The 17,921-nt window shown below is 59.0% G+C and carries 19 protein-coding genes; 5 read left to right on the forward strand and 14 right to left on the reverse strand.

Annotated features, from left to right (window positions below):
- The first annotated feature begins 13 nt into the window (after positions 1-13).
- From J5276_RS10870 to J5276_RS10880, 3 genes are read left to right on the forward strand one after another with little or no spacing between them, the layout of a single operon-like run.
- Positions 14-1,312, forward strand: a complete 1,299-nt coding sequence (locus tag J5276_RS10870; RefSeq protein ID WP_209159377.1) for a pitrilysin family protein — start codon at positions 14-16, stop codon at positions 1,310-1,312.
- 33 nt (positions 1,313-1,345) lie between these two features.
- Positions 1,346-1,945, forward strand: coding sequence for a GNAT family N-acetyltransferase (locus J5276_RS10875; RefSeq protein ID WP_003511814.1), 600 nt, complete (start codon positions 1,346-1,348; stop codon positions 1,943-1,945).
- A complete protein-coding gene (locus tag J5276_RS10880) occupies positions 1,942-4,857 on the forward strand; it encodes an EAL domain-containing protein (protein WP_003511812.1) in 2,916 nt (971 codons plus the stop codon). The genes J5276_RS10875 and J5276_RS10880 overlap by 4 nt, the downstream gene beginning before the upstream one ends.
- Before the next feature lie 123 nt (positions 4,858-4,980).
- Here J5276_RS10880 and J5276_RS10885 read toward each other — a convergent pair whose 3' ends face one another.
- The 3 genes from J5276_RS10885 to J5276_RS10895 form a co-directional block, all read right to left on the reverse strand.
- Positions 4,981-6,087: a putative zinc-binding metallopeptidase gene (locus tag J5276_RS10885; protein ID WP_112155214.1), complete on the reverse strand. Its 1,107-nt coding sequence runs from the start codon at positions 6,085-6,087 to the stop codon at positions 4,981-4,983.
- 167 nt (positions 6,088-6,254) lie between these two features.
- Positions 6,255-6,446 carry a CsbD family protein gene (locus J5276_RS10890; RefSeq protein ID WP_003511808.1) on the reverse strand — a complete coding sequence of 64 codons (192 nt, stop codon included), beginning with the start codon at positions 6,444-6,446 and terminating at the stop codon, positions 6,255-6,257.
- 107 nt (positions 6,447-6,553) lie between these two features.
- Positions 6,554-7,159 (reverse strand): YqgE/AlgH family protein, encoded by a 606-nt coding sequence (locus tag J5276_RS10895; protein WP_003511807.1) that lies wholly within the window; start codon positions 7,157-7,159, stop codon positions 6,554-6,556.
- Between the two features lie 162 nt (positions 7,160-7,321).
- Here J5276_RS10895 and J5276_RS10900 point away from each other — a divergent pair, with 162 nt between their 5' ends.
- Both J5276_RS10900 and J5276_RS10905 read left to right on the forward strand, forming a co-directional pair.
- On the forward strand, positions 7,322-8,170 hold the full coding sequence (locus tag J5276_RS10900) for a protein-disulfide reductase DsbD domain-containing protein (RefSeq protein WP_112155213.1): 849 nt from the start codon (positions 7,322-7,324) through the stop codon (positions 8,168-8,170).
- A gap of 122 nt (positions 8,171-8,292) precedes the next feature.
- Positions 8,293-8,778, forward strand: a complete 486-nt coding sequence (locus J5276_RS10905; protein ID WP_003511803.1) for a peroxiredoxin — start codon at positions 8,293-8,295, stop codon at positions 8,776-8,778.
- Positions 8,779-8,842: 64 nt separating this feature from the next.
- On the opposite strand, the gene J5276_RS10910 is transcribed toward J5276_RS10905, so the two are convergent.
- The 11 genes from J5276_RS10910 to ctaD form a co-directional block, all read right to left on the reverse strand.
- A complete protein-coding gene (locus J5276_RS10910; RefSeq protein WP_013635620.1) occupies positions 8,843-9,151 on the reverse strand; it encodes a Dabb family protein in 309 nt (102 codons plus the stop codon).
- A gap of 128 nt (positions 9,152-9,279) precedes the next feature.
- Positions 9,280-9,720, reverse strand: coding sequence for a ribonuclease HI (rnhA, locus tag J5276_RS10915; RefSeq protein WP_003511799.1), 441 nt, complete (start codon positions 9,718-9,720; stop codon positions 9,280-9,282).
- Positions 9,717-10,685 carry a homoserine kinase gene (locus tag J5276_RS10920; RefSeq protein WP_112155299.1) on the reverse strand — a complete coding sequence of 323 codons (969 nt, stop codon included), beginning with the start codon at positions 10,683-10,685 and terminating at the stop codon, positions 9,717-9,719. The genes rnhA and J5276_RS10920 overlap by 4 nt, the downstream gene beginning before the upstream one ends.
- Positions 10,686-10,777: 92 nt before the next feature.
- The gene (gene ispH / locus J5276_RS10925) at positions 10,778-11,824 is read right to left on the reverse strand and encodes a 4-hydroxy-3-methylbut-2-enyl diphosphate reductase (RefSeq protein ID WP_019564182.1); all 1,047 of its coding nucleotides are present in this window, start codon (positions 11,822-11,824) and stop codon (positions 10,778-10,780) included.
- A gap of 63 nt (positions 11,825-11,887) precedes the next feature.
- Positions 11,888-12,622 (reverse strand): SURF1 family protein, encoded by a 735-nt coding sequence (locus J5276_RS10930; protein ID WP_112155212.1) that lies wholly within the window; start codon positions 12,620-12,622, stop codon positions 11,888-11,890.
- Between the two features lie 10 nt (positions 12,623-12,632).
- Complete coding sequence (locus J5276_RS10935) at positions 12,633-13,019, reverse strand: DUF983 domain-containing protein (RefSeq protein ID WP_019564184.1); 387 nt, start codon at positions 13,017-13,019, stop codon at positions 12,633-12,635.
- A gap of 100 nt (positions 13,020-13,119) precedes the next feature.
- Positions 13,120-13,995, reverse strand: a complete 876-nt coding sequence (locus J5276_RS10940) for a cytochrome c oxidase subunit 3 (RefSeq protein WP_003511788.1) — start codon at positions 13,993-13,995, stop codon at positions 13,120-13,122.
- A 63-nt stretch (positions 13,996-14,058) separates the two neighbouring features.
- Positions 14,059-14,688 (reverse strand): cytochrome c oxidase assembly protein, encoded by a 630-nt coding sequence (locus J5276_RS10945; RefSeq protein ID WP_112155211.1) that lies wholly within the window; start codon positions 14,686-14,688, stop codon positions 14,059-14,061.
- 42 nt (positions 14,689-14,730) lie between these two features.
- Complete coding sequence (locus J5276_RS30360) at positions 14,731-14,862, reverse strand: hypothetical protein (RefSeq protein ID WP_013635615.1); 132 nt, start codon at positions 14,860-14,862, stop codon at positions 14,731-14,733.
- Positions 14,862-15,815 (reverse strand): heme o synthase, encoded by a 954-nt coding sequence (gene cyoE, locus J5276_RS10950; protein ID WP_065688067.1) that lies wholly within the window; start codon positions 15,813-15,815, stop codon positions 14,862-14,864. Before cyoE ends, J5276_RS30360 begins: the two co-directional genes overlap by 1 nt.
- 381 nt (positions 15,816-16,196) lie before the next feature.
- Positions 16,197-17,906: a cytochrome c oxidase subunit I gene (ctaD, locus tag J5276_RS10955; protein ID WP_112155210.1), complete on the reverse strand. Its 1,710-nt coding sequence runs from the start codon at positions 17,904-17,906 to the stop codon at positions 16,197-16,199.
- Positions 17,907-17,921: the final 15 nt, after the last annotated feature.

Below are 17,921 nucleotides of genomic sequence, written 5' to 3' on the forward strand. Positions count from 1 at the left end.
GGAAAGACTTGATATGAGAGTTAATGTGACCCGGCTTTCGTCCGGGTTGACCGTTGTCACGGAAAGAATGCCGCATCTCGAAAGCGTTGCTCTTGGGGTGTGGATCAAATCCGGGTCCCGCAACGAGACGACTGCCGAGCACGGCATCGCCCATCTTCTCGAGCATATGGCCTTCAAGGGTACGGCGCGCCGCACCGCCCGGCAGATCGCCGAAGAGATCGAAAATGTCGGCGGCGAAGTCAACGCCGCGACATCGACGGAAACAACTTCATACTACGCCCGCGTCCTGAAAGACCACGTTCCGCTCGCCGTCGATATTCTTGCAGACATTCTGACAGAGTCGCTGTTCGACGAAGACGAGCTGGAGCGGGAGAAAAACGTCATCCTCCAGGAAATCGGTGCCGCCACCGATACGCCTGACGATGTGATTTTCGACAATTTTTCCGGCGTCGCCTATCGCGACCAGACCATCGGCCGCCCGATCCTCGGCACTCCGGAAACCGTGCAATCCTTCACCAGCGCCCAGATCAGGCATTATCTCGCCCGCAACTATACGACGGATCGCATCTTCGTGGTTGCAGCGGGTGCTGTCGATCACCAAAGCTTCGTGAAGCAGGTGGAAGAACGCTTTGCCTCGCTGCCGCAGCTGGCGGTCACCACGCCGGTTCTCGAAAAGGCGATCTATACCGGCGGGGAAATCCGCGAGACCCGTGACCTCATGGACGCGCAGGTGCTTCTCGGCTTCGAGGGCAAGGCCTATCACGCCCGCGATTTCTACTGTTCGCAAATTCTCGCCAATATTCTTGGGGGCGGCATGTCATCGCGCCTGTTCCAGGAAGTGCGAGAGTCCCGCGGCCTTTGTTATTCCGTTTATGCCTTCCATTGGGGTTTTTCCGACACCGGCATTTTCGGCGTGCATGCGGCGACCGGCGGCAACGACCTCCCGGAACTGATGCCCGTCATCGTCGACGAGTTGCGCAAGTCTTCCCAGACCATTCATCAGGAAGAAATCGACCGCGCCCGCGCACAAATCCGCGCGCAACTGCTGATGGGTCAGGAAAGCCCGGCAGCCCGTGCCGGCCAGATGGCACGGCAGATGATGCTTTACGGCCGACCCATCCCCAATGAGGAGATGATGGAGCGCCTGAACGACATCACGCGGGAACGCCTGACCGATCTTGCAGGACGGCTGTTTTTCGATACAGTTCCGACGTTGTCTGCAATTGGCCCGCTCGAACAGCTGCCGCCTCTTTCAGACATTACTGCCGCGCTTTCCGCGCAGCAGCCCGCAAGGATAAAGGCGAACGGCTGAGGGTTGCGGTTTCTTTCCGTACAGGGATGGTGAATGCTGCGTTTTCTTTCCCGACATAACGACACCCCGGAACTGCGCAGCGCCAACCATCTTCTCAGACTGCCGCGCTATGGCGATTTCAAGCAGTGGCACGTTCTGCGCTCGGAAAGCCGTCAGTTTCTCCAGCCATGGGAACCCACCTGGCGCCCGGACGAACTGACGGAAGGCTCCTTCCGCACGCGTGTGGTGCGCAACGGCCAGGAGTTTTCCTCCGGCACCGCCGTGTCGTTTCTGCTATTCGAGAAGGAGACGTTGCTCGTTGGCGGCATCACCATCGGTTATATCAGGAGGGGTGCTGCACAAAGCTGCATGATAGGATATTGGGTGGGCGAACGCTACGCCGCGCAAGGCCATATGTCTGCCGCATTAAAATTGGTAATACCCTATATCTTCAACGGACTTCAGTTGCACCGTATCGAGGCAGCCTGTATTCCGGAAAACTTCAAAAGCATCCGGCTTCTCGAAAATGCCGGGTTCCAGCGGGAAGGCCTCTTGCGGGAATATCTGAAAATCAACGGCCAATGGCGGGATCATACGATGTTTTCCCTTCTTGCCGACAAGCAAAGCTCCAGTGGAACGAAGTACGATACATGACTTACACTCACTCTGCGCCGTGCCTGTCGAAACGTCTGGCGGCAATTGCACTGGCTGCGCCGTTCTTCCTGTTTTTCCTGCTTTTTTCGTCTCTTTCCTACGCCTTCGAGCCGGTGAAGATTTCCCGTGACGATACGGCGCTCGATCTCACCGCGACAACCGATATCTATGCCAATCAGGGTGAAGCCTTTCAGGTCTCGACCGCGCCCGGTCCGGATGGCATCCGCCGCCGTATCGAGGTGCGCGCCAGCTCCACCGACCATCAGGGCGACTGGGCCGTCTTCGCGCTCGCCAACGTCTCGGAAGAGCAGCTGGAGCGCGTTATCGTCGCACCGCATTTCCGTCTGGTGAATTCCAAGCTGTTCTGGCCCGATCTCGGCTCGCAGCGCATCATCGCGATCACACCGAGCGAAGGCTTTGCGCTTGACCGGCAGCCAAGCCCGGATGCCGACGTCTTCCGCATCACGCTCAATCCCGGCTCCGTCATCACCTTCGTTGCCGAGCTGTCGACCCCGCAATTGCCGCAGATCTATCTGTGGGAACCGGAAGCCTACAAGGATACGATCAACGCCTTCACGCTCTATCGCGGCATCGTTCTCGGCATTGCCGGCCTGCTGGCCGTGCTCCTGACCATCCTGTTCGTCGTCAAGGGAACCTCGGTTCTGCCGGCGTCGGCCGCGCTCGCCTGGGCGGTGCTCGCCTATATCTGCGTCGATTTCGGCTTCCTTGAAAAACTCATCACCGTCACATCCAGCGATCAGCGAATATGGAGGGCGGGCGCCGAAGTGGCTCTCGCCTCCAGCTTCGTGGTCTTCCTGTTCACCTATCTCAATCTAAACCGCTGGCACGCGCATCTGGGTTATGCGACCTTTGCCTGGGTGGTGGGTCTGGCGCTGCTGTTCGGCGTCGCGATTTACGATCCTTCGGTCGCCTCCGGTATCGCGCGCGTCTCCTTCGCGCTGACGGCGACGGCCGGCATCGCACTCATCATCTATCTTGGCTTCAACCGTTACGACCGGGCGATTTTGCTCGTTCCGTCCTGGGCGCTCATCCTCGTCTGGCTGTTCGGCAGCTGGCTGACGGTGACCGGACAATTGGACAACGACATCGTTCAGCCGGCGCTTGGCGGCGGGCTGGTGCTGATCGTGCTTCTGATCGGCTTCACAGTCATCCAGCATGCCTTTGCCGGCAGCGCCTATCAGCAGGGCCTGTTTTCCGATCTCGAACGGCAATCTCTCGCACTGACGGGCAGCGGCGATACCGTGTGGGACTGGGACGTGACGCGCGACCGCATCGTCACCACACCTGACATTTCCAACCGTCTGGGGCTGGAGCCCGGCACGATGCATGGTGCTGCGCGCAACTGGCTGCCGCGCCTGCATCCTGACGATCGCGACCGGTTCAAGGCAACGCTCGACGTGCTGCTCGACCATCGCAAGGGCCGCCTCAATCACGAATTCCGCATTCGCGCTGAAGACGGACATTTCCATTGGCTGCAAATCCGCGCCCGCCCGGTTCTCGGCTCCAACGGCGAAATCATCCGCTGCGTCGGCACCATCACCGACATCACCGAGCAGAAGAACTCGGTGGAGCGGCTGTTGCAGGATGCGATGAATGACAATCTGACCGGGCTACCAAACCGGCAGGTCTTCCTCGACCGCCTGCAATCGATCCTCAACCTCTCTCCTGAAAGCGACGGCGTGCGCCCGACGGTGATGGCGATCGATATCGACCGTTACAAGCTGGTCAACGATACGCTCGGCATTGCTGCAGGCGACAATATTCTCATCGCACTGACACGGCGTCTGCGCCGCCTGTTGAAACCGCAGGATACGCTGGCGCGTCTCGGCGGCGATGAATTCGGCCTGATCCTGACCTCGGAGCGCGATCCGCAGCGGGTGGCCGATTTCGCCGATGCGGTGAACAAGGCAATCATGGTGCCGATCAATTTCGCCAATCGCGAAATCATCCTCACCGCCTCCATCGGCCTCGTTTCATGGATAGACCAGCAGGAAAGTGCCGCAGGTCTCTTGAGCGATGCGGAACTGGCGATGTACCGCGCCAAGCGCGCTGGCGGAAACCGCGTCGAGCCGTTCCGTCCCGCTTTCCGCACGTCCGGCACCGACCGCCTGCAAATGGAAAGCGATCTTCGCCGCGCCATCGAGCGCAAGGAGCTGTCGCTCGCCTATCAGCCCATCGTCAAGCTTGACGATGGCGCGCTGGCCGGTTTCGAGGCGCTGATGCGGTGGGAACACCCCAAACGCGGCAACATTCCGCCAAGCGAATTCATACCCATCGCGGAAGCCTCCGGTCTGATCGAACCGCTCGGCATGTTCGCGCTGGAAAGGGCAGCGACCGACCTGATGGACTGGCAGCATTCCATCGAGAAGATGCCGATCTTCATCTCCGTCAATATTTCCAGCGCGCAATTGCTGAATAACGAATTGTATAACGACGTGCGCGGCATGCTGACGCGAACGCGCTGTAATCCGCAGCAGCTGAAGCTGGAGCTGACGGAATCCGTGGTGATGGAGAACCCGGAACAGGCGCGGCTGGTGCTTTCCAAGCTGAAGGAAACGGGCATCAGCCTCGCCATGGACGATTTCGGCACCGGCTATTCGTCACTTGCCTATCTCACCCGCTTCCCCTTCGACACGATCAAGCTCGACAAGGCACTGGTGGCCAATACCAGCGACAAGCGCAACGTGCTGCTGCGCTCCGTTATCGCCATGGCGCGCGCGCTCGATATGCAGGTGGTGGCGGAAGGCATTGAAACGCCTGAGGATGCGGCGGAACTCTCACGCATGAACTGCCATTTCGGCCAGAGCTTCCTGTTCGGCACACCGGTTTCCGGCGATGCGGCGCTGAAGCTTCTGCGGGAGCGGTTCCAGCCGACGAAGCGAGCTTCGTAAGAGGTATTGGAATATGGGGTGGTAAAGGGCTACTCAATCCACCGCCGTCATTCCGGCATTGAGCCGGAATGACGGGAGAAGGAAACGACGCGTTTCCTGACTATGACTTCTCGTGTCTCGTATTCACTGCGCCATCGAGAACTGCTGCATCTGCTGTTGAGGCATCGCGTCGATCCTGCCGTGTAGCAGGTCGTGGATGAATTCCATCTTGCTCACAACAGGCGGGGCCAGCACGAAGGGATAAAGGTCCGCCTCCCCCATGCTGCGCTGGATCGAGTTGATGGCGACGCTGAGCGGAATCCAGGCCTTGACCAGTTGTGCGGCGCTACGGGCATTATAGGGATCGAAAGTGACCTCCGCCGCCATTTCCTCATGTCCGTCGGGGTCTATCGCCACGCCAAAGGCGCGCGCGGTTTCCAGCGTATCGACGATGTGAAGATAATGCGCGAAACACTCGGCAAAATCCTCCCAGGGATGCACGGAGGCATAGGCGCTTATGAAGGTTTCCTGCCAGTTGGGGCGCGGCCCCTGCTCGTAATTGCGCTGTAGCGCCGCGGCATAGTCTTCGCGCTCATCGCCGAATACCGCGCGGCAGGCCTCCAATCGGTTCTCATCACGAACCAGCTTGTTCCAGATGAAATGCCCAACCTCATGGCGGAAATGGCCAAGCATGGTGCGATACGGCTCGTTCATGTTGGTGCGCACCTGCTCGCGCGTCGCATCATCCACCTCTGCCGCGCGAATGGCGATCAGGCCCTCGTCGTGGCCGGTCATGGCGGGAATGACGGAACCGTCAGGTGCGACCTCGTCGACCAGAAAGTCGAAGACTAGCCCGCCGACAGGATCGGCATCGCGGTTGGGATGCGGCAGGCCGAGACGCAATATCGAATAGAACAAATGCCGCTGCGCCTGGCTGATGCCGCGCCATTGTTCGATACCCTCATCCGTCGCGATATTTGGAACGAGACGGTTATGGCTGCAGGCCGGGCAAAAGGCGTTCTGGCTTTCCGCCGGCACAGACCAGTTGCAGATGTCGTTCACCTCATTGGCGCAGAACCGCACATGTCTTTCCGGCTGGGCCACGAGTTGCCAGTTCGGCTCACCCGCAGGCGCCAGCGCTTCCATGGAAAGGCGCTCCGGCACGAAGGCCAGACGATGGCCGCAAGAGACGCAGAAACGATTGTCGAAGTGGACCGGCTGGCCACAGGAAGCGCAGGAAAAAAGCTTCATTCATGAAACCCTTGCGGTGGATGAATTGGGTGAAAGCGAATATATGAGACCAAGGTGAAAGGCGTAACAAACCCGCCCTTCAGGCCTCCAGACGACAAGAGCGCATGTGCGATAACACATGCGCTCCAAAGCACCGCATCAGAGACACGGGAGCCCGTCAGGCGACATTACATACGATCAACGACACCCTTGACCGCATCCTTGGCCTTGCCGACGTTCTTCTGTACCTTGCCTTCGGTTTCCTGAGCGGCACCCTTGGCGCGCAGCTCGTTGTTGCCGGTTGCTTCGCCGACGTTTTTCTTGACCTTGCCAGCAACTTCCTTGGCTGTACCGGCGATCTTGTCTGATGTGCTACCCATGTTACTGCTCCCTAGTTGAGCCGTACTGTCTGTGCGGCTTTCGGGATAGTTAACGTTAGGGATTGGGATTGGTTCCAGCAGTCGACAAAAGGAGCATCACGAAAAAATCAGGCGTGGCCGGCTTCCGCAGAAAGCATGCGAGCATCCACACCCATAAGCGCAAGCGCCCGCTCGTATTTGTTGTCCAGTCCACGGTCGAAAATCAGCTCTTCCGCCGCCGGGCAATTCAGCCATCCATTATTGGCGATCTCGTTTTCCAGCTGACCCGGACCCCAGCCGGCATAACCGAGCATCATGGTGGCCTTTTGCGGGCCGCGACCGTTGGAAATGGCGCGCACGATATCCAGCGTCGCCGTCAAGGAAATGTCGTCGCTGACGGGAATGCTCGATTCACTTAAATAATCATCGGAATGCAGCACGAAACCCCGGCCGGATTCGACCGGGCCGCCGCACTGGATCGGAAATTCCCGGGTGCGGTTGGGCAGCATGATGGCGTCGTTGCTGTCCACCAGCTTCAGATGCAGCAGAATATCCGTGAAGGTGATCTGTTGCGGCCGGTTGATGATGAAACCCATGGCTCCGGCATCCGAATGGGCGCAGATATAGACCACCGAACGGGCAAAATTGCCATTGTCCAGCCCCGGCATCGCAATGAGGAACTGGCTGTCAAAAAAGCCACGTTCGCGTTTGTCCATCAGGGTTGAAAAGCTCACCGGCGCCTCCAGCTTGCCGAATTCCATCATTGAACGGGAAAGCGGCGTTCGCACTTCGACAAAGCACAGGATGCGGCATCGCGCCCGATCAATCAACCGAAAATGATGAACCGCACGAATTCGTAACTGGTCCATCGGGCGATGTTGGGTTAGACGGAAAGAATGAGCGTCAGGACATTCTTTCGATTTTCACATCTTCGCCTCGCCGTTGCCTTCGCCGCCCTTCTCGGTAGCGGGCAAGTAGCGCAGGCCGAAATTACCGACTGGGCGAGAAGTGAAGGCGGCCAGATGCGTGTGGCAAGCCTTGCCATGGATGCGGACGGCCTGGTGCGCGGCGTGTTGCAGATCGAGCCGAAAGACGGCTGGATAACCTATTGGCGCGAACCGGGCGAAGCTGGAATACCGCCCAAGATCACGCTTGATCCGGCAAGCGGTGTAAGCCTGACATCGATGGCCTATCCCGTTCCCAAACTCATCGAGAACGGCGATATCACCGATATCGGCTACGATCACGCTGTTAGCATTCCCTTTCAGTTGAAAGCCGTGGACGCCAAAGCGGGAGGCAATATCGACCTCACCGCCTTCATCGGCGTCTGCCAGAATATCTGCATTCCCTTTGAGGCGACGTTTTCGATCAGCCGCGGCAATGCGGGCGATGACGACCACGAAGAGCGGCGATTGCTGGAAGAGGCGCGCGAGACGCTGCCAGAGGCTGCGTCCGACGATTTCAAGGTTGTCGATTTCCACATCACGCCCGACAAGACCATGCTTGGCGTGCAATTGCAGCTGCCGGAAAACGCGCCGAAGGACACCGAGATATTCATCGCCGGCCCCTCCGGTTTTGCCTATTATGAGCCGCAGAACCTGGTGCGAGACAAGCGCAAGCTCTCCTTCTACATGAACATCAAGGGCTTGCCAAAAACCTATCAGGTGCAGGGCAACAGCTGGCCCATTCTTGTCAAATCCGGCGATCGGACCATGGAGACCATGCTCAATTTTCCAAAGCCCTGACCGTTCAGGCGGCATATCCCGAACGGCTGTCTCAGCCATGTAATTTCCCGCGAAAACCGTATGACAGTTTTCTTTTCCTTGCTCTATAGTCGCGCGAACCAAACGGCCATAGGAGCATGGACATGACTATCAAGATCGGCGAAAAACTGCCTTCCGCAACCTTCAAGGAAAAGACCGCCGATGGCCCGGTGGAAACCACCACCGATGCGCTTTTTGGCGGCAAGACGGTGGTTCTTTTCGCCGTACCCGGCGCTTTCACTCCCACCTGCTCGCTGAACCACCTGCCGGGCTACCTCGAAAACCGCGACGCCATTCTCGCAAAGGGCGTGGATGACATCGCCGTCGTTTCCGTCAACGACTGGCACGTCATGGGCGCATGGGCACAATCGTCCGGCGGCCAGGGCAAAATTCACTTCCTCGCCGACTGGGACGCCGCCTTCACCAAGGCGCTCGGCCTCGATGCCGACCTCTCCGGCGGTGGCCTCGGCGTGCGCTCCAAGCGCTATTCGATGCTGGTGAAAGACGGCGTGGTTACATCGCTCAACGTGGAAGAAAATCCCGGCCAGGCGACGGTCTCGGCCGCTGCAGCGATGATCGAGCAGCTTTAAGCCACCTCTCTGTCGTCGCGAATGAAGCACAGTATCCATTAAAGGGCGGTCAAACCGCCCTTTTTCACACATTCATATCAAACACCAGAAGCCCTGCCAGACCGCCATCGGTCAGCGAGACCAGACGTTGACCGACTTCCATGTGTTGCGGATGCGCCAGATATTCGTCGCGGGCTTCCGGGCTGTCCAACGTCACGATGAAGCCATCGACGAAACCGCCATTCAGGCCTTCCGGCGAAACGTTCTGGCCGTATTTCACGTCGATTATGCCGGGTATCACGTCCTTGAGGGCCGCAATTGCTTCAAACACCGCGTGTTTTTCAGAGGATGCCGTTGCCGCCTTGAACCGTAGAAATACACAATGCAGGATCATCTGAATGTCTCTCCTCCGCTGGAACATCGTCCAACTGTTTGACGACAAGATAGATCGGGTTTCAGTTTTCACAATCCTTTATCACGGTTGGCTCGGACCAGGGCCGCATGGAAGAAATCAGACTTCCGTTACCGGCGTTTGAAAGGCTCCATGCCCTTGCGTGCCAATTCGTCGGCGCGCTCGTTTTCCGGGTGGCCGGCGTGGCCCTTGACCCAGTGCAGCGTCACTTTATGGCGCTCCTGCGCAGCCTCCAGCGCCTGCCACAGCTCCACATTCTTGACCGGCTTGTTATCGGCGGTTTTCCAGCCCTTCTTTTTCCAGCCGAAAATCCACTTGGTGATGCCATCCTTGACATAGGCGCTGTCGGTATAGAGATCGACTTCGCAGGGGCTTTTCAGCGCGTTGAGCGCCGAGATGGCCGCCAGCAGTTCCATGCGGTTGTTGGTGGTATCGGCCTCGCCGCCGGATAATTCCTTTTCGGTCTCGCCATATCGCAGCACAGCACCCCAGCCGCCCGGACCGGGATTGCCGGAGCAGGCGCCGTCGGTAAAGATATCGACATGTTTCATTCGCCAACCAGCCCGTATTCGGCGACATGGCTGACGGAGCGGTGGAACCGCAGCTTGCGCAGATATTCCAGCGGGTCTTTCTTCACCACCAGCGCGCCCGCCGGCGTCGTCAGCCAGTCATAGAGGCGGGTCAGGAAGAAGCGCAGCGCCGAGCCGCGTGCCAGAAGCGGCAAGGCATCCAGTTCCGCCTCACTCAACGGACGCACCGACTGGTAACCTTCCAGCAGCGCCTTGCCCTTGGTGACGTTATAAGCGCCATCCTTCTCGAAGCACCAGGCATTGAGGCAGATCGACACGTCATAGGCGAGCAGGTCGTTGCAGGCGAAGTAAAAATCGATGAGGCCGGAAAGCTCGTCACCGAGGAAGAACACGTTGTCCTGAAACAGGTCCGCATGGATGACGCCCGCGGGCAAATCCTTCGGCCAATGGGCGGCGAGATAATCGATTTCCGGGCGGATCTCCTGCTTCAGGCCCTTCTCCACCTCGTCGGCGCGGTCTTCAGACTTGTCCCACAGCACCTTCCAGCCATCGACGGAGAGTGCATTGAGGCGCTTGATCTCGAACCCCTCACCGGCAAGATGCATGGCGGCCAGCGCCTTGCCGACTTCCCGGCAATGTTTCGCTTCCGGTTTTCGCAGCCACATGCCTTCAAGGAAGGAGATCAGCGCCGCCGGGCGGCCGGACAATTCGCCCAGCAGTTCCCCGTCCTTGCGCGGCAGCGGCAAGGGGCAGGACAGACCCTTGGCGGCCAGATGCTGCATGAGACCGAGGAAGAACGGCAGATCGGATTTTTCCACGCGCTTTTCGTAAAGTGTCAGGATCAGCGGATCCTTCGTCGTATGCAGCAGGAAATTGGAGTTTTCGACGCCTTCGGCAATGCCCTTATAGGATGTGAGGCTGCCAACGTCGTATTGTACGAGGAAATTCCTCAGATCATCTTCGGTGATGTCCGTATAAACTGCCAATTTCAAATCTCTTGATGAAGGATGGAGTGAAAATCTGAAGAGGGGATGACATATGCGCGGTGGGAACCACTCACATATCTCGCCATCCCGGTCTAGGCGCCAGTGGCGGCTTTCGGTGGCAGGGCATTGCTGGCATTGCCGTTCACGAAAGCCATATCGTCCGTCGTCAGCTCGATGCTGCGCAGTTCGCGGTTGACGAGGAAATGTTCCGTTTCCTCCACCGTGACGGCCAGATCGAGCGTCGTATCGAAACGCGCCTTGAAGGCTTCGATGATCTCATCAACGATGACCTCCGGCGCAGAAGCGCCCGCCGAAAGACCGACGGTGCGGATATCGCCGATCGCATCCCAGTCGATTTCCGCCGCACGCTGCACCAGAACCGAATGTTTGGCGCCAGCGCGCAGCGCCACTTCCACCAGCCGCTTCGAGTTTGACGAATTGGGCGCGCCGACCACGATGAAGAGATCGCAGCCGGGGGCCGCCTGCTTCACCGCATCCTGACGGTTGGTGGTGGCGTAACAAATGCTGTCGGCGGCTGGCGCCTGAATGGCCGGGAAACGCTCCTGCAACCGGGCGATAACGCCTGCGGTATCATCGACAGACAGCGTTGTCTGGGTAACGAAACCGAGGTTTTCTCGGTCCACCGGTTCATAGGTGCCGGCATCCTCCACCGTCTCGACCAGCGAAACAGTACCTTCGGGCAGCTGGCCCATGGTGCCGATGACCTCAGGGTGACCGGCATGGCCGATCAACACGACATGGCGACCGAGGCGCTGGTGGCGCATGGCCTGCTTATGGACCTTGGAGACGAGCGGGCATGTGGCATCGAGATAAAACAGGTTGCGCGCCTGCGCATCCTCCGGCACGGATTTCGGCACGCCATGGGCGGAAAAGACCACCGGCTGCTCGCGATGCTCGGTGGGGATTTCGTGCAGTTCCTCGACGAAAATCGCGCCCTTGGCTTCCAGCCCCTCGACCACATATCGGTTATGGACGATTTCGTGGCGGACATAGACCGGCGCGCCATAGGCTTTCAGCGCCAGCACGACGATCTGGATCGCCCGGTCCACGCCCGCGCAAAAGCCGCGCGGTCCGCACAGCCTTATCGTCAAAGGGGGTTTGGAAACGGCGATGTTCATTCGTGCTCCTTGGCGTGCTCCTTGCCCTTGCCCGGTAGCCAGCCTTACCGGACAGGGCGCGCGTTATTCACCTTGCGCCTTACCGTTCCGGAAATAGGCAAAACCGGCGACGATGACAAGGGCCGCCGCCAGACCATACCACGTTATCGCATATTGCAGGTGATTGTTGGGCAAATCTATCAGCGTCACGCCGCCCTGTGGCCAGCCGCCGGGGTTCGGCGCATCGTCGGCATCCACGAACAGGTTAACCAGCCTGTTAGGCGGGATATCGGTGCTCGACGCCATGGCCGCCAGATCCTTCCAGTAGAAGATGTTCTTGGCGATATCGTTATCCGGCAGCAGGGAAGACGGTTTTGCAACGAGCGGCGCGCGCGCCAGCCCCTTGATCTCCACCTCGCCAACGATCTGCCCTTCAGGCCGCTTCGTTGCCTCCTTCATCTCAAACGGCACGAAGCCGCGATTGACGAAGAGGATGCGGCCATCGGCAAGCGACAGCGGAGTATAGATGTAATAGCCGGTTCTGCCCTGATGGGTGGCGAAGAAATGCCGCTCGCGGGCATGATCGAAAACGCCGGAAACGTTGACCCTGCGATATTCAATTTCGCCGCCGCTTTTGGCAATGACCTCGATCTGCGAGAGCGTGGCCGGACTTGCGTTGCGCCGCGCCTCGATATCGGCAATCAGCGCTTCTTTCCAGTAAAGCCGCTTCACCTGCCATGTGCCTAGCCCGAGAAGGATGGCAAGTGCCAAAAGGACGAGCGGCGCGGCAAACCAGATGCGTCTTTCCGCCGCCTTCATGTGGGAAACCTCATTCACGATCAAGCCTGCCTTCGCTTGCATTGTTGCGGTATTGCAGCGCAATCATGATGCCCTTCATCTTGCGCAGCAGCACGAGGGAGACGATCACCGCAAAAGGCAACCAGAGCATGACATGCACCCAGACGGGCGGCGCAAAACGCTGATCGAACCAAAGCGCCAGCCCGACGACAAGGAAACCGACGATCAGCATGACAAAGACGGCCGGGCCTTCACCCGCATCGGCAAAGCCGTAATCCAGCCCGCAGGCGCTGCATGCGGGTTTCGGGGTCAGGAAGCCGTCGAACAGCCTGCCATTGCCGCAACGCGGGCAGCAGCCCTTCAGCCCGACTTTTATTGGGTCCACCGGCGCAAAACCGCCGTTTCCGGGTTCAGACATGATGGCCTCCCGCCCTGGGCCGGTTAAACCTCCGTCCGGCCCGCCTGTTTAAACACAAAGGGCGGCAGATGCCGCCCTCCGAGTCAGAAAACAAACCGCATCACTCCGCCAGCGGCGCGCCCCAGCCGCCCCAGATGTAGATCGCGAAGAACAGGAACAGCCAGACGACGTCAACGAAGTGCCAGTACCAGGCAGCCGCTTCGAAGCCGAAATGCTGTTTCGGCGTGAAGCCGCCGGCAATGGCGCGCAGCAGGCAGACCAGCAGGAAAACCGTGCCGACGAAAACGTGGAAACCGTGGAAGCCGGTCGCCATGAAGAAGGTCGCGCCATAGATCGAGTTCTTGAAGTCGAACGGGGCGTGCATGTATTCGTAAACCTGCACGGTCGAGAACAGGACGCCGAGGGCAACGGTGAGGACGAGACCGGTGATCAGCCCCTTGCGGTCATTGTGCAGCAGGGCATGGTGCGCCCAGGTGACGCAGGTGCCCGACAAAAGCAGGATGACGGTGTTGTAGAGCGGCAGGTGCCAGGGATCGATGACCTCGATGCCCTTTGGCGGCCACTGACCGCCGGTATATTCGAGGCGGGACGCCTGAATGGCCTCGTGCGGATAAAGGCTGGCATCGAAATAGGCCCAGAACCACGCGACGAAGAACATCACCTCAGAGGCGATGAACATGATCATGCCGTAACGCAGGTGAAGCGAAACGACGCGGGTGTGGCTACCCTCATTGGCTTCCTTGATCGTGTCTGCCCACCATGCGTACATGGTGTAAAGCACGATGACGAGACCGATATAAAACAGCCAGGGATTGGCCAGTTCCATTCCGAACAGCTTGAAGGAGCCAGCCGACAGGTAACGCATGTAACAGACGCCGCCGAAGGTCAGAATGAAGGCGCCGATCGAGGCCAGAAGCGGCCAGGGGCTTGGATCTATGATGTGGTAGTCGTGGTTCTTCTGATGCGTATCTGCCATGTGTGACAATCCCCTGGTATCTCTTCCCAGACCCGGCCCTGCTCAAAAGGCCCGAGTCTCCTCTCACAATTTGCTTTCGCCAGATTCAGTCTTTACCGGCAAGGACGCAACCGGTTTTTCGGTTTTGGCCGGATAAAACGTATAGGACAGCGTCAAAGTATGAATGTTCTTCGTTTCGCGCGCCGTAGCGATATTCGGATCGATGAAAAACACCACCGGCATTTCGAGCGTTTCGCCCGGCTGAAGCGTCGTTTCGGTGAAGCAGAAACACTCCACCTTGTTGAAATAAGCGCCTGCTTCCATGGGCGTGACGTTAAAGACCGCCGTGCCCGTGGTTGCCACCGCTGAGCGGTTCGTCGCCTTGAAATTGATCTGCACCGTCTCGCCGATTTTCGGCGTGACCAGCTTGTCGACCGGGCGGAAATCCCAGTTGAGGCCATTCGACGTATTGGCGTCGAAGGTGACGTTGATAGTCTTGTCGAGAATGACGTCGGAATATTGCTCGACGCGCTGGGTCGTGCCGTTATAGCCAGTGACGCGGCAGAACAGGCTGTAGAGCGGAACGGCGGCGTAGGCCATGCCGATCATAGCGCAGAAAAACACGAGACAGAGCACGAGGATGGAGCGATTGCTCACCCGCTGCGTGCCGGCCGTTGCCTTGTCTGCCCCGATATTTGCCCCAGTATTCGCCATGTCCCCCTCCTCTCCTCCGATCATGCCCTCACTGTCAGGCCGTCAATGCGAGCCGATCTTGATGATGGTGATGACGTAAAACAGCACCACCAGACCGGCGAGCAAGACGCCGAGCGCGACGTTGCGCCCGCGCCTCGATTTTTTCTGCGCCGCGCTCAGTTCCACGGTTTCCATCAAAAAACTCCCGAAATCACGGCTTTCAGGGCCGGAGCGAAATGATCGGCCAAAAGGCCGGAGAAGATGGCGAAGAGGTAAAGCACCGAATAGGCGAACATCTTCTTGGCGGGCAGCATTTTTTCGTCACCGTCAGGCATGCGCCGGACATCGAGCGAACAGTACACAAAGATCGCGCTCAGCACGGCGGCGAAAATGCCATAACCGAGGCTCGCCAGACCGGTGAAATACGGCGCGACCGCAACTGCAGCCGTCAGCACTGCGTAAACGATCATCTGGTTCTTGGTGGAGCGCTCGCCCGCCACGTTCGGCATCATCGGAATGCCGACGGAGCCGTAGTCGCGCATCTTGAACAGCGCCAGCGCCCAGAAATGGGCTGGTGTCCACAAGAAGATGATGAGGAAGAGGATGACGCTATCAAGCGAAACGCCGCCGGTGACGCAGGCCCAGCCAAGCATGGGCGGGAAAGCGCCGGCAGCACCACCAATGACGATGTTCTGCGGTGTCGAGCGTTTCAGCCACATCGTATAAACGACGGCGTAGAAGAAAATGGTGAAGGCGAGCAATCCGGCGGAGAACCAGTTGACCGCAAGCCCGAGGATGACCACCGAAAAGGCCGAGAGCGTCAGTCCGAAGGCCAGCGCCTCGCCAGGTGCTACGCGGCCGGACGGGATCGGCCGCTTGGCGGTGCGGCTCATCACGGCGTCGATATCTGCATCGTACCACATGTTGAGCGCGCCGGATGCGCCGGCACCGACGGCAATACAGAGAATGGCGATGAGGCCGAGGACCGGGTTGATGTGGCCCGGCGCCAGCACGAGGCCCGCAAACGCCGTGAAGACGACGAGCGACATGACGCGCGGTTTCAGCAACTCGAAATAATCGCGCGCGCCGGCTTCCGAAAGTTCGGAGCTTTCCAGGCCAAGCATTTCGCGATTGTCGATGACGGTCATTTCGTATCCTGTTTTTCTTCAGATGCCGCTTGTCGCGGCATCCCTTGCACCAGCCCGAAAACAGAGTGTCGTTTTCGGCGTGCACGGTGCGTCAATTCATTGGTCCGAACGTTCCGGCACGAGCAGCACCGGGGTCAAAGACCCGATGCCATGCGCCTGGCATATCGCCACGCCCGTTCCGTCGCCCTGCTGCGTCTGCCCATTCATAGTGGCAGTACTTGGCTTTTATCATGTCGCACGAAAAGCTTCGCTTGGACAAAATGCCTCACGCAGCATCAGACTCCGTCCGCCTCAAGGGAAACGGCGCGGATAAGCCCACACCATCCCCTCTTTTCAGCTTCCGGAGTTCGCAAGCCCTGCCCGCGCACTCCGGTCCGGCATTCAGCGAATGCGCGGAAGCTGTTCCCACTGGTGGTACGGCGGCGGAGAGGACAGCTGCCATTCGAGCGTCGTCGCACCGTCACCCCAGGGATTGTTGCCAGCGATCCGCTTCTTGGCGAAGGCTTCCCAAACACCGAAGAGGAAGATCAACACGGCAACGGCCGAGATATAGGAACCATAGGAAGACACCAGGTTCCAGCCGGCATAGGCATCGGGATAATCGATGTAACGACGCGGCATGCCGGCAAGGCCGAGGAAGTGCTGCGGGAAGAAGATCAGGTTCACGCCAACGAACATCACCCAGAAGTGCAGCTTGCCGATGAACTCGTTGTACATGTAGCCGGTGATCTTCGGGAACCAGTAATACCAGCCGGCGAAGATCGCGAAGACCGCGCCGAGCGACAGAACGTAATGGAAGTGCGCCACGACGTAGTAGGTGTCGTGCAGCGAACGGTCGAGACCGGCATTGGCGAGCTGGACGCCGGTGACACCGCCGACCGTGAACAGGAAGATGAAGCCGATTGCCCAGACCATCGGGGTCGAGAAGGTCAGCGAACCACCCCACATCGTCGCGATCCACGAGAAGATCTTGATACCTGTCGGCACCGCGATGACCATGGTTGCGAAGACGAAATAACGCTGCGCTTCCAGCGAAAGGCCGACCGTGTACATGTGGTGTGCCCACACGATGAAGCCGACAGCGCCGATGGCGACCATGGCGTATGCCATGCCGAGATAGCCGAAGACCGGCTTCTTCGAGAAGGTGGACACGATGTGGCTGATGATGCCGAAGCCGGGCAGGATCAGGATGTACACTTCCGGGTGGCCGAAGAACCAGAACAGGTGCTGGTAGAGGATCGGATCACCGCCGCCTTCCGGCGAGAAGAATGCCGTGCCGAAGTTACGGTCGGTCAGAAGCATGGTGATGCCACCAGCCAGAACCGGCAGGGAAAGCAGCAGTAGGAATGCGGTGACCAGAACCGACCAGGCAAAAAGCGGCATCTTGTGCAGTGTCATGCCCGGAGCGCGCATGTTGAGGATGGTGGTGATGAAGTTGATGGCGCCAAGGATCGAGGACGCGCCGGCAACGTGCAGCGAGAAGATCGCAAGATCCACCGCCGGTCCCGGCATGCCGTTGGTCGAAAGCGGCGGATACATGGTCCAGCCGCCACCCACGCCGTAACCGCCCGCCGGACCTTCGACGAAAAGCGACAGGAGCAGCAGGATGAACGCCGGAACGATCAGCCAGAAGGAAATATTGTTGAGGCGCGGGAAAGCCATGTCAGGAGCGCCGATCATGATCGGGATCATCCAGTTGGCAAAGCCGCCGATCATCGCCGGCATGACCATGAAGAAGATCATGATGAGCGCGTGCGCTGTCGTGAACACGTTGAACATGTGCTTGCCGCCGTCGATGGCAGCGTCGCCCTCGAAACCGTAAACCATGGAGGCCAGACCGTGGAAGATCTGGATGCCCGGCTCCTGCAGCTCCATACGCATGACAACCGAAAGCCCGCCACCGATGATACCCGCCATGATGGCGAAGATCAGGTAGAGCGTGCCGATGTCTTTATGGTTGGTCGACAGGAACCAGCGGGCGAAAAAGCCCGGCTTGTGGGAATGATCATGAGAATGATCATCATGCGCGTGCCCATCATGAGCGGATTGACCATGCGAGTGATGATCGTCGTGTGCGGAAGGTCCAGCCATTGTCGTCACTCCAGG

It is taken from the genome of Agrobacterium sp. S7/73, assembly GCF_019355535.1.
Lineage (GTDB): Bacteria > Pseudomonadota > Alphaproteobacteria > Rhizobiales > Rhizobiaceae > Agrobacterium > Agrobacterium tumefaciens.

Excerpts from the sequence above, each read along its gene's own strand:
- J5276_RS10880 (WP_003511812.1), top strand. The coding sequence starts at position 1,942 with ATGACTTACACTCACTCTGCGCCGTGCCTGTCGAAACGTCTGGCGGCA.
- J5276_RS10945 (WP_112155211.1), bottom strand. The coding sequence starts at position 14,688 with ATGGCGAATACTGGGGCAAATATCGGGGCAGACAAGGCAACGGCCGGC.
- J5276_RS10875 (WP_003511814.1), top strand. The coding sequence starts at position 1,346 with ATGCTGCGTTTTCTTTCCCGACATAACGACACCCCGGAACTGCGCAGC.
- J5276_RS10910 (WP_013635620.1), bottom strand. The coding sequence starts at position 9,151 with ATGATCCTGCATTGTGTATTTCTACGGTTCAAGGCGGCAACGGCATCC.
- J5276_RS10890 (WP_003511808.1), bottom strand. The coding sequence starts at position 6,446 with ATGGGTAGCACATCAGACAAGATCGCCGGTACAGCCAAGGAAGTTGCT.
- cyoE (WP_065688067.1), bottom strand. The coding sequence starts at position 15,815 with ATGACCGTCATCGACAATCGCGAAATGCTTGGCCTGGAAAGCTCCGAA.
- ctaD (WP_112155210.1), bottom strand. The coding sequence starts at position 17,906 with ATGGCTGGACCTTCCGCACACGACGATCATCACTCGCATGGTCAATCC.
- J5276_RS30360 (WP_013635615.1), bottom strand. The coding sequence starts at position 14,862 with ATGGAAACCGTGGAACTGAGCGCGGCGCAGAAAAAATCGAGGCGCGGG.
- J5276_RS10930 (WP_112155212.1), bottom strand. The coding sequence starts at position 12,622 with ATGAAGGCGGCGGAAAGACGCATCTGGTTTGCCGCGCCGCTCGTCCTT.
- rnhA (WP_003511799.1), bottom strand. The coding sequence starts at position 9,720 with ATGAAACATGTCGATATCTTTACCGACGGCGCCTGCTCCGGCAATCCC.
- ispH (WP_019564182.1), bottom strand. The coding sequence starts at position 11,824 with ATGAACATCGCCGTTTCCAAACCCCCTTTGACGATAAGGCTGTGCGGA.
- J5276_RS10900 (WP_112155213.1), top strand. The coding sequence starts at position 7,322 with ATGAGCGTCAGGACATTCTTTCGATTTTCACATCTTCGCCTCGCCGTT.
- J5276_RS10905 (WP_003511803.1), top strand. The coding sequence starts at position 8,293 with ATGACTATCAAGATCGGCGAAAAACTGCCTTCCGCAACCTTCAAGGAA.
- J5276_RS10935 (WP_019564184.1), bottom strand. The coding sequence starts at position 13,019 with ATGTCTGAACCCGGAAACGGCGGTTTTGCGCCGGTGGACCCAATAAAA.
- J5276_RS10885 (WP_112155214.1), bottom strand. The coding sequence starts at position 6,087 with ATGAAGCTTTTTTCCTGCGCTTCCTGTGGCCAGCCGGTCCACTTCGAC.
- J5276_RS10940 (WP_003511788.1), bottom strand. The coding sequence starts at position 13,995 with ATGGCAGATACGCATCAGAAGAACCACGACTACCACATCATAGATCCA.
- J5276_RS10870 (WP_209159377.1), top strand. The coding sequence starts at position 14 with ATGAGAGTTAATGTGACCCGGCTTTCGTCCGGGTTGACCGTTGTCACG.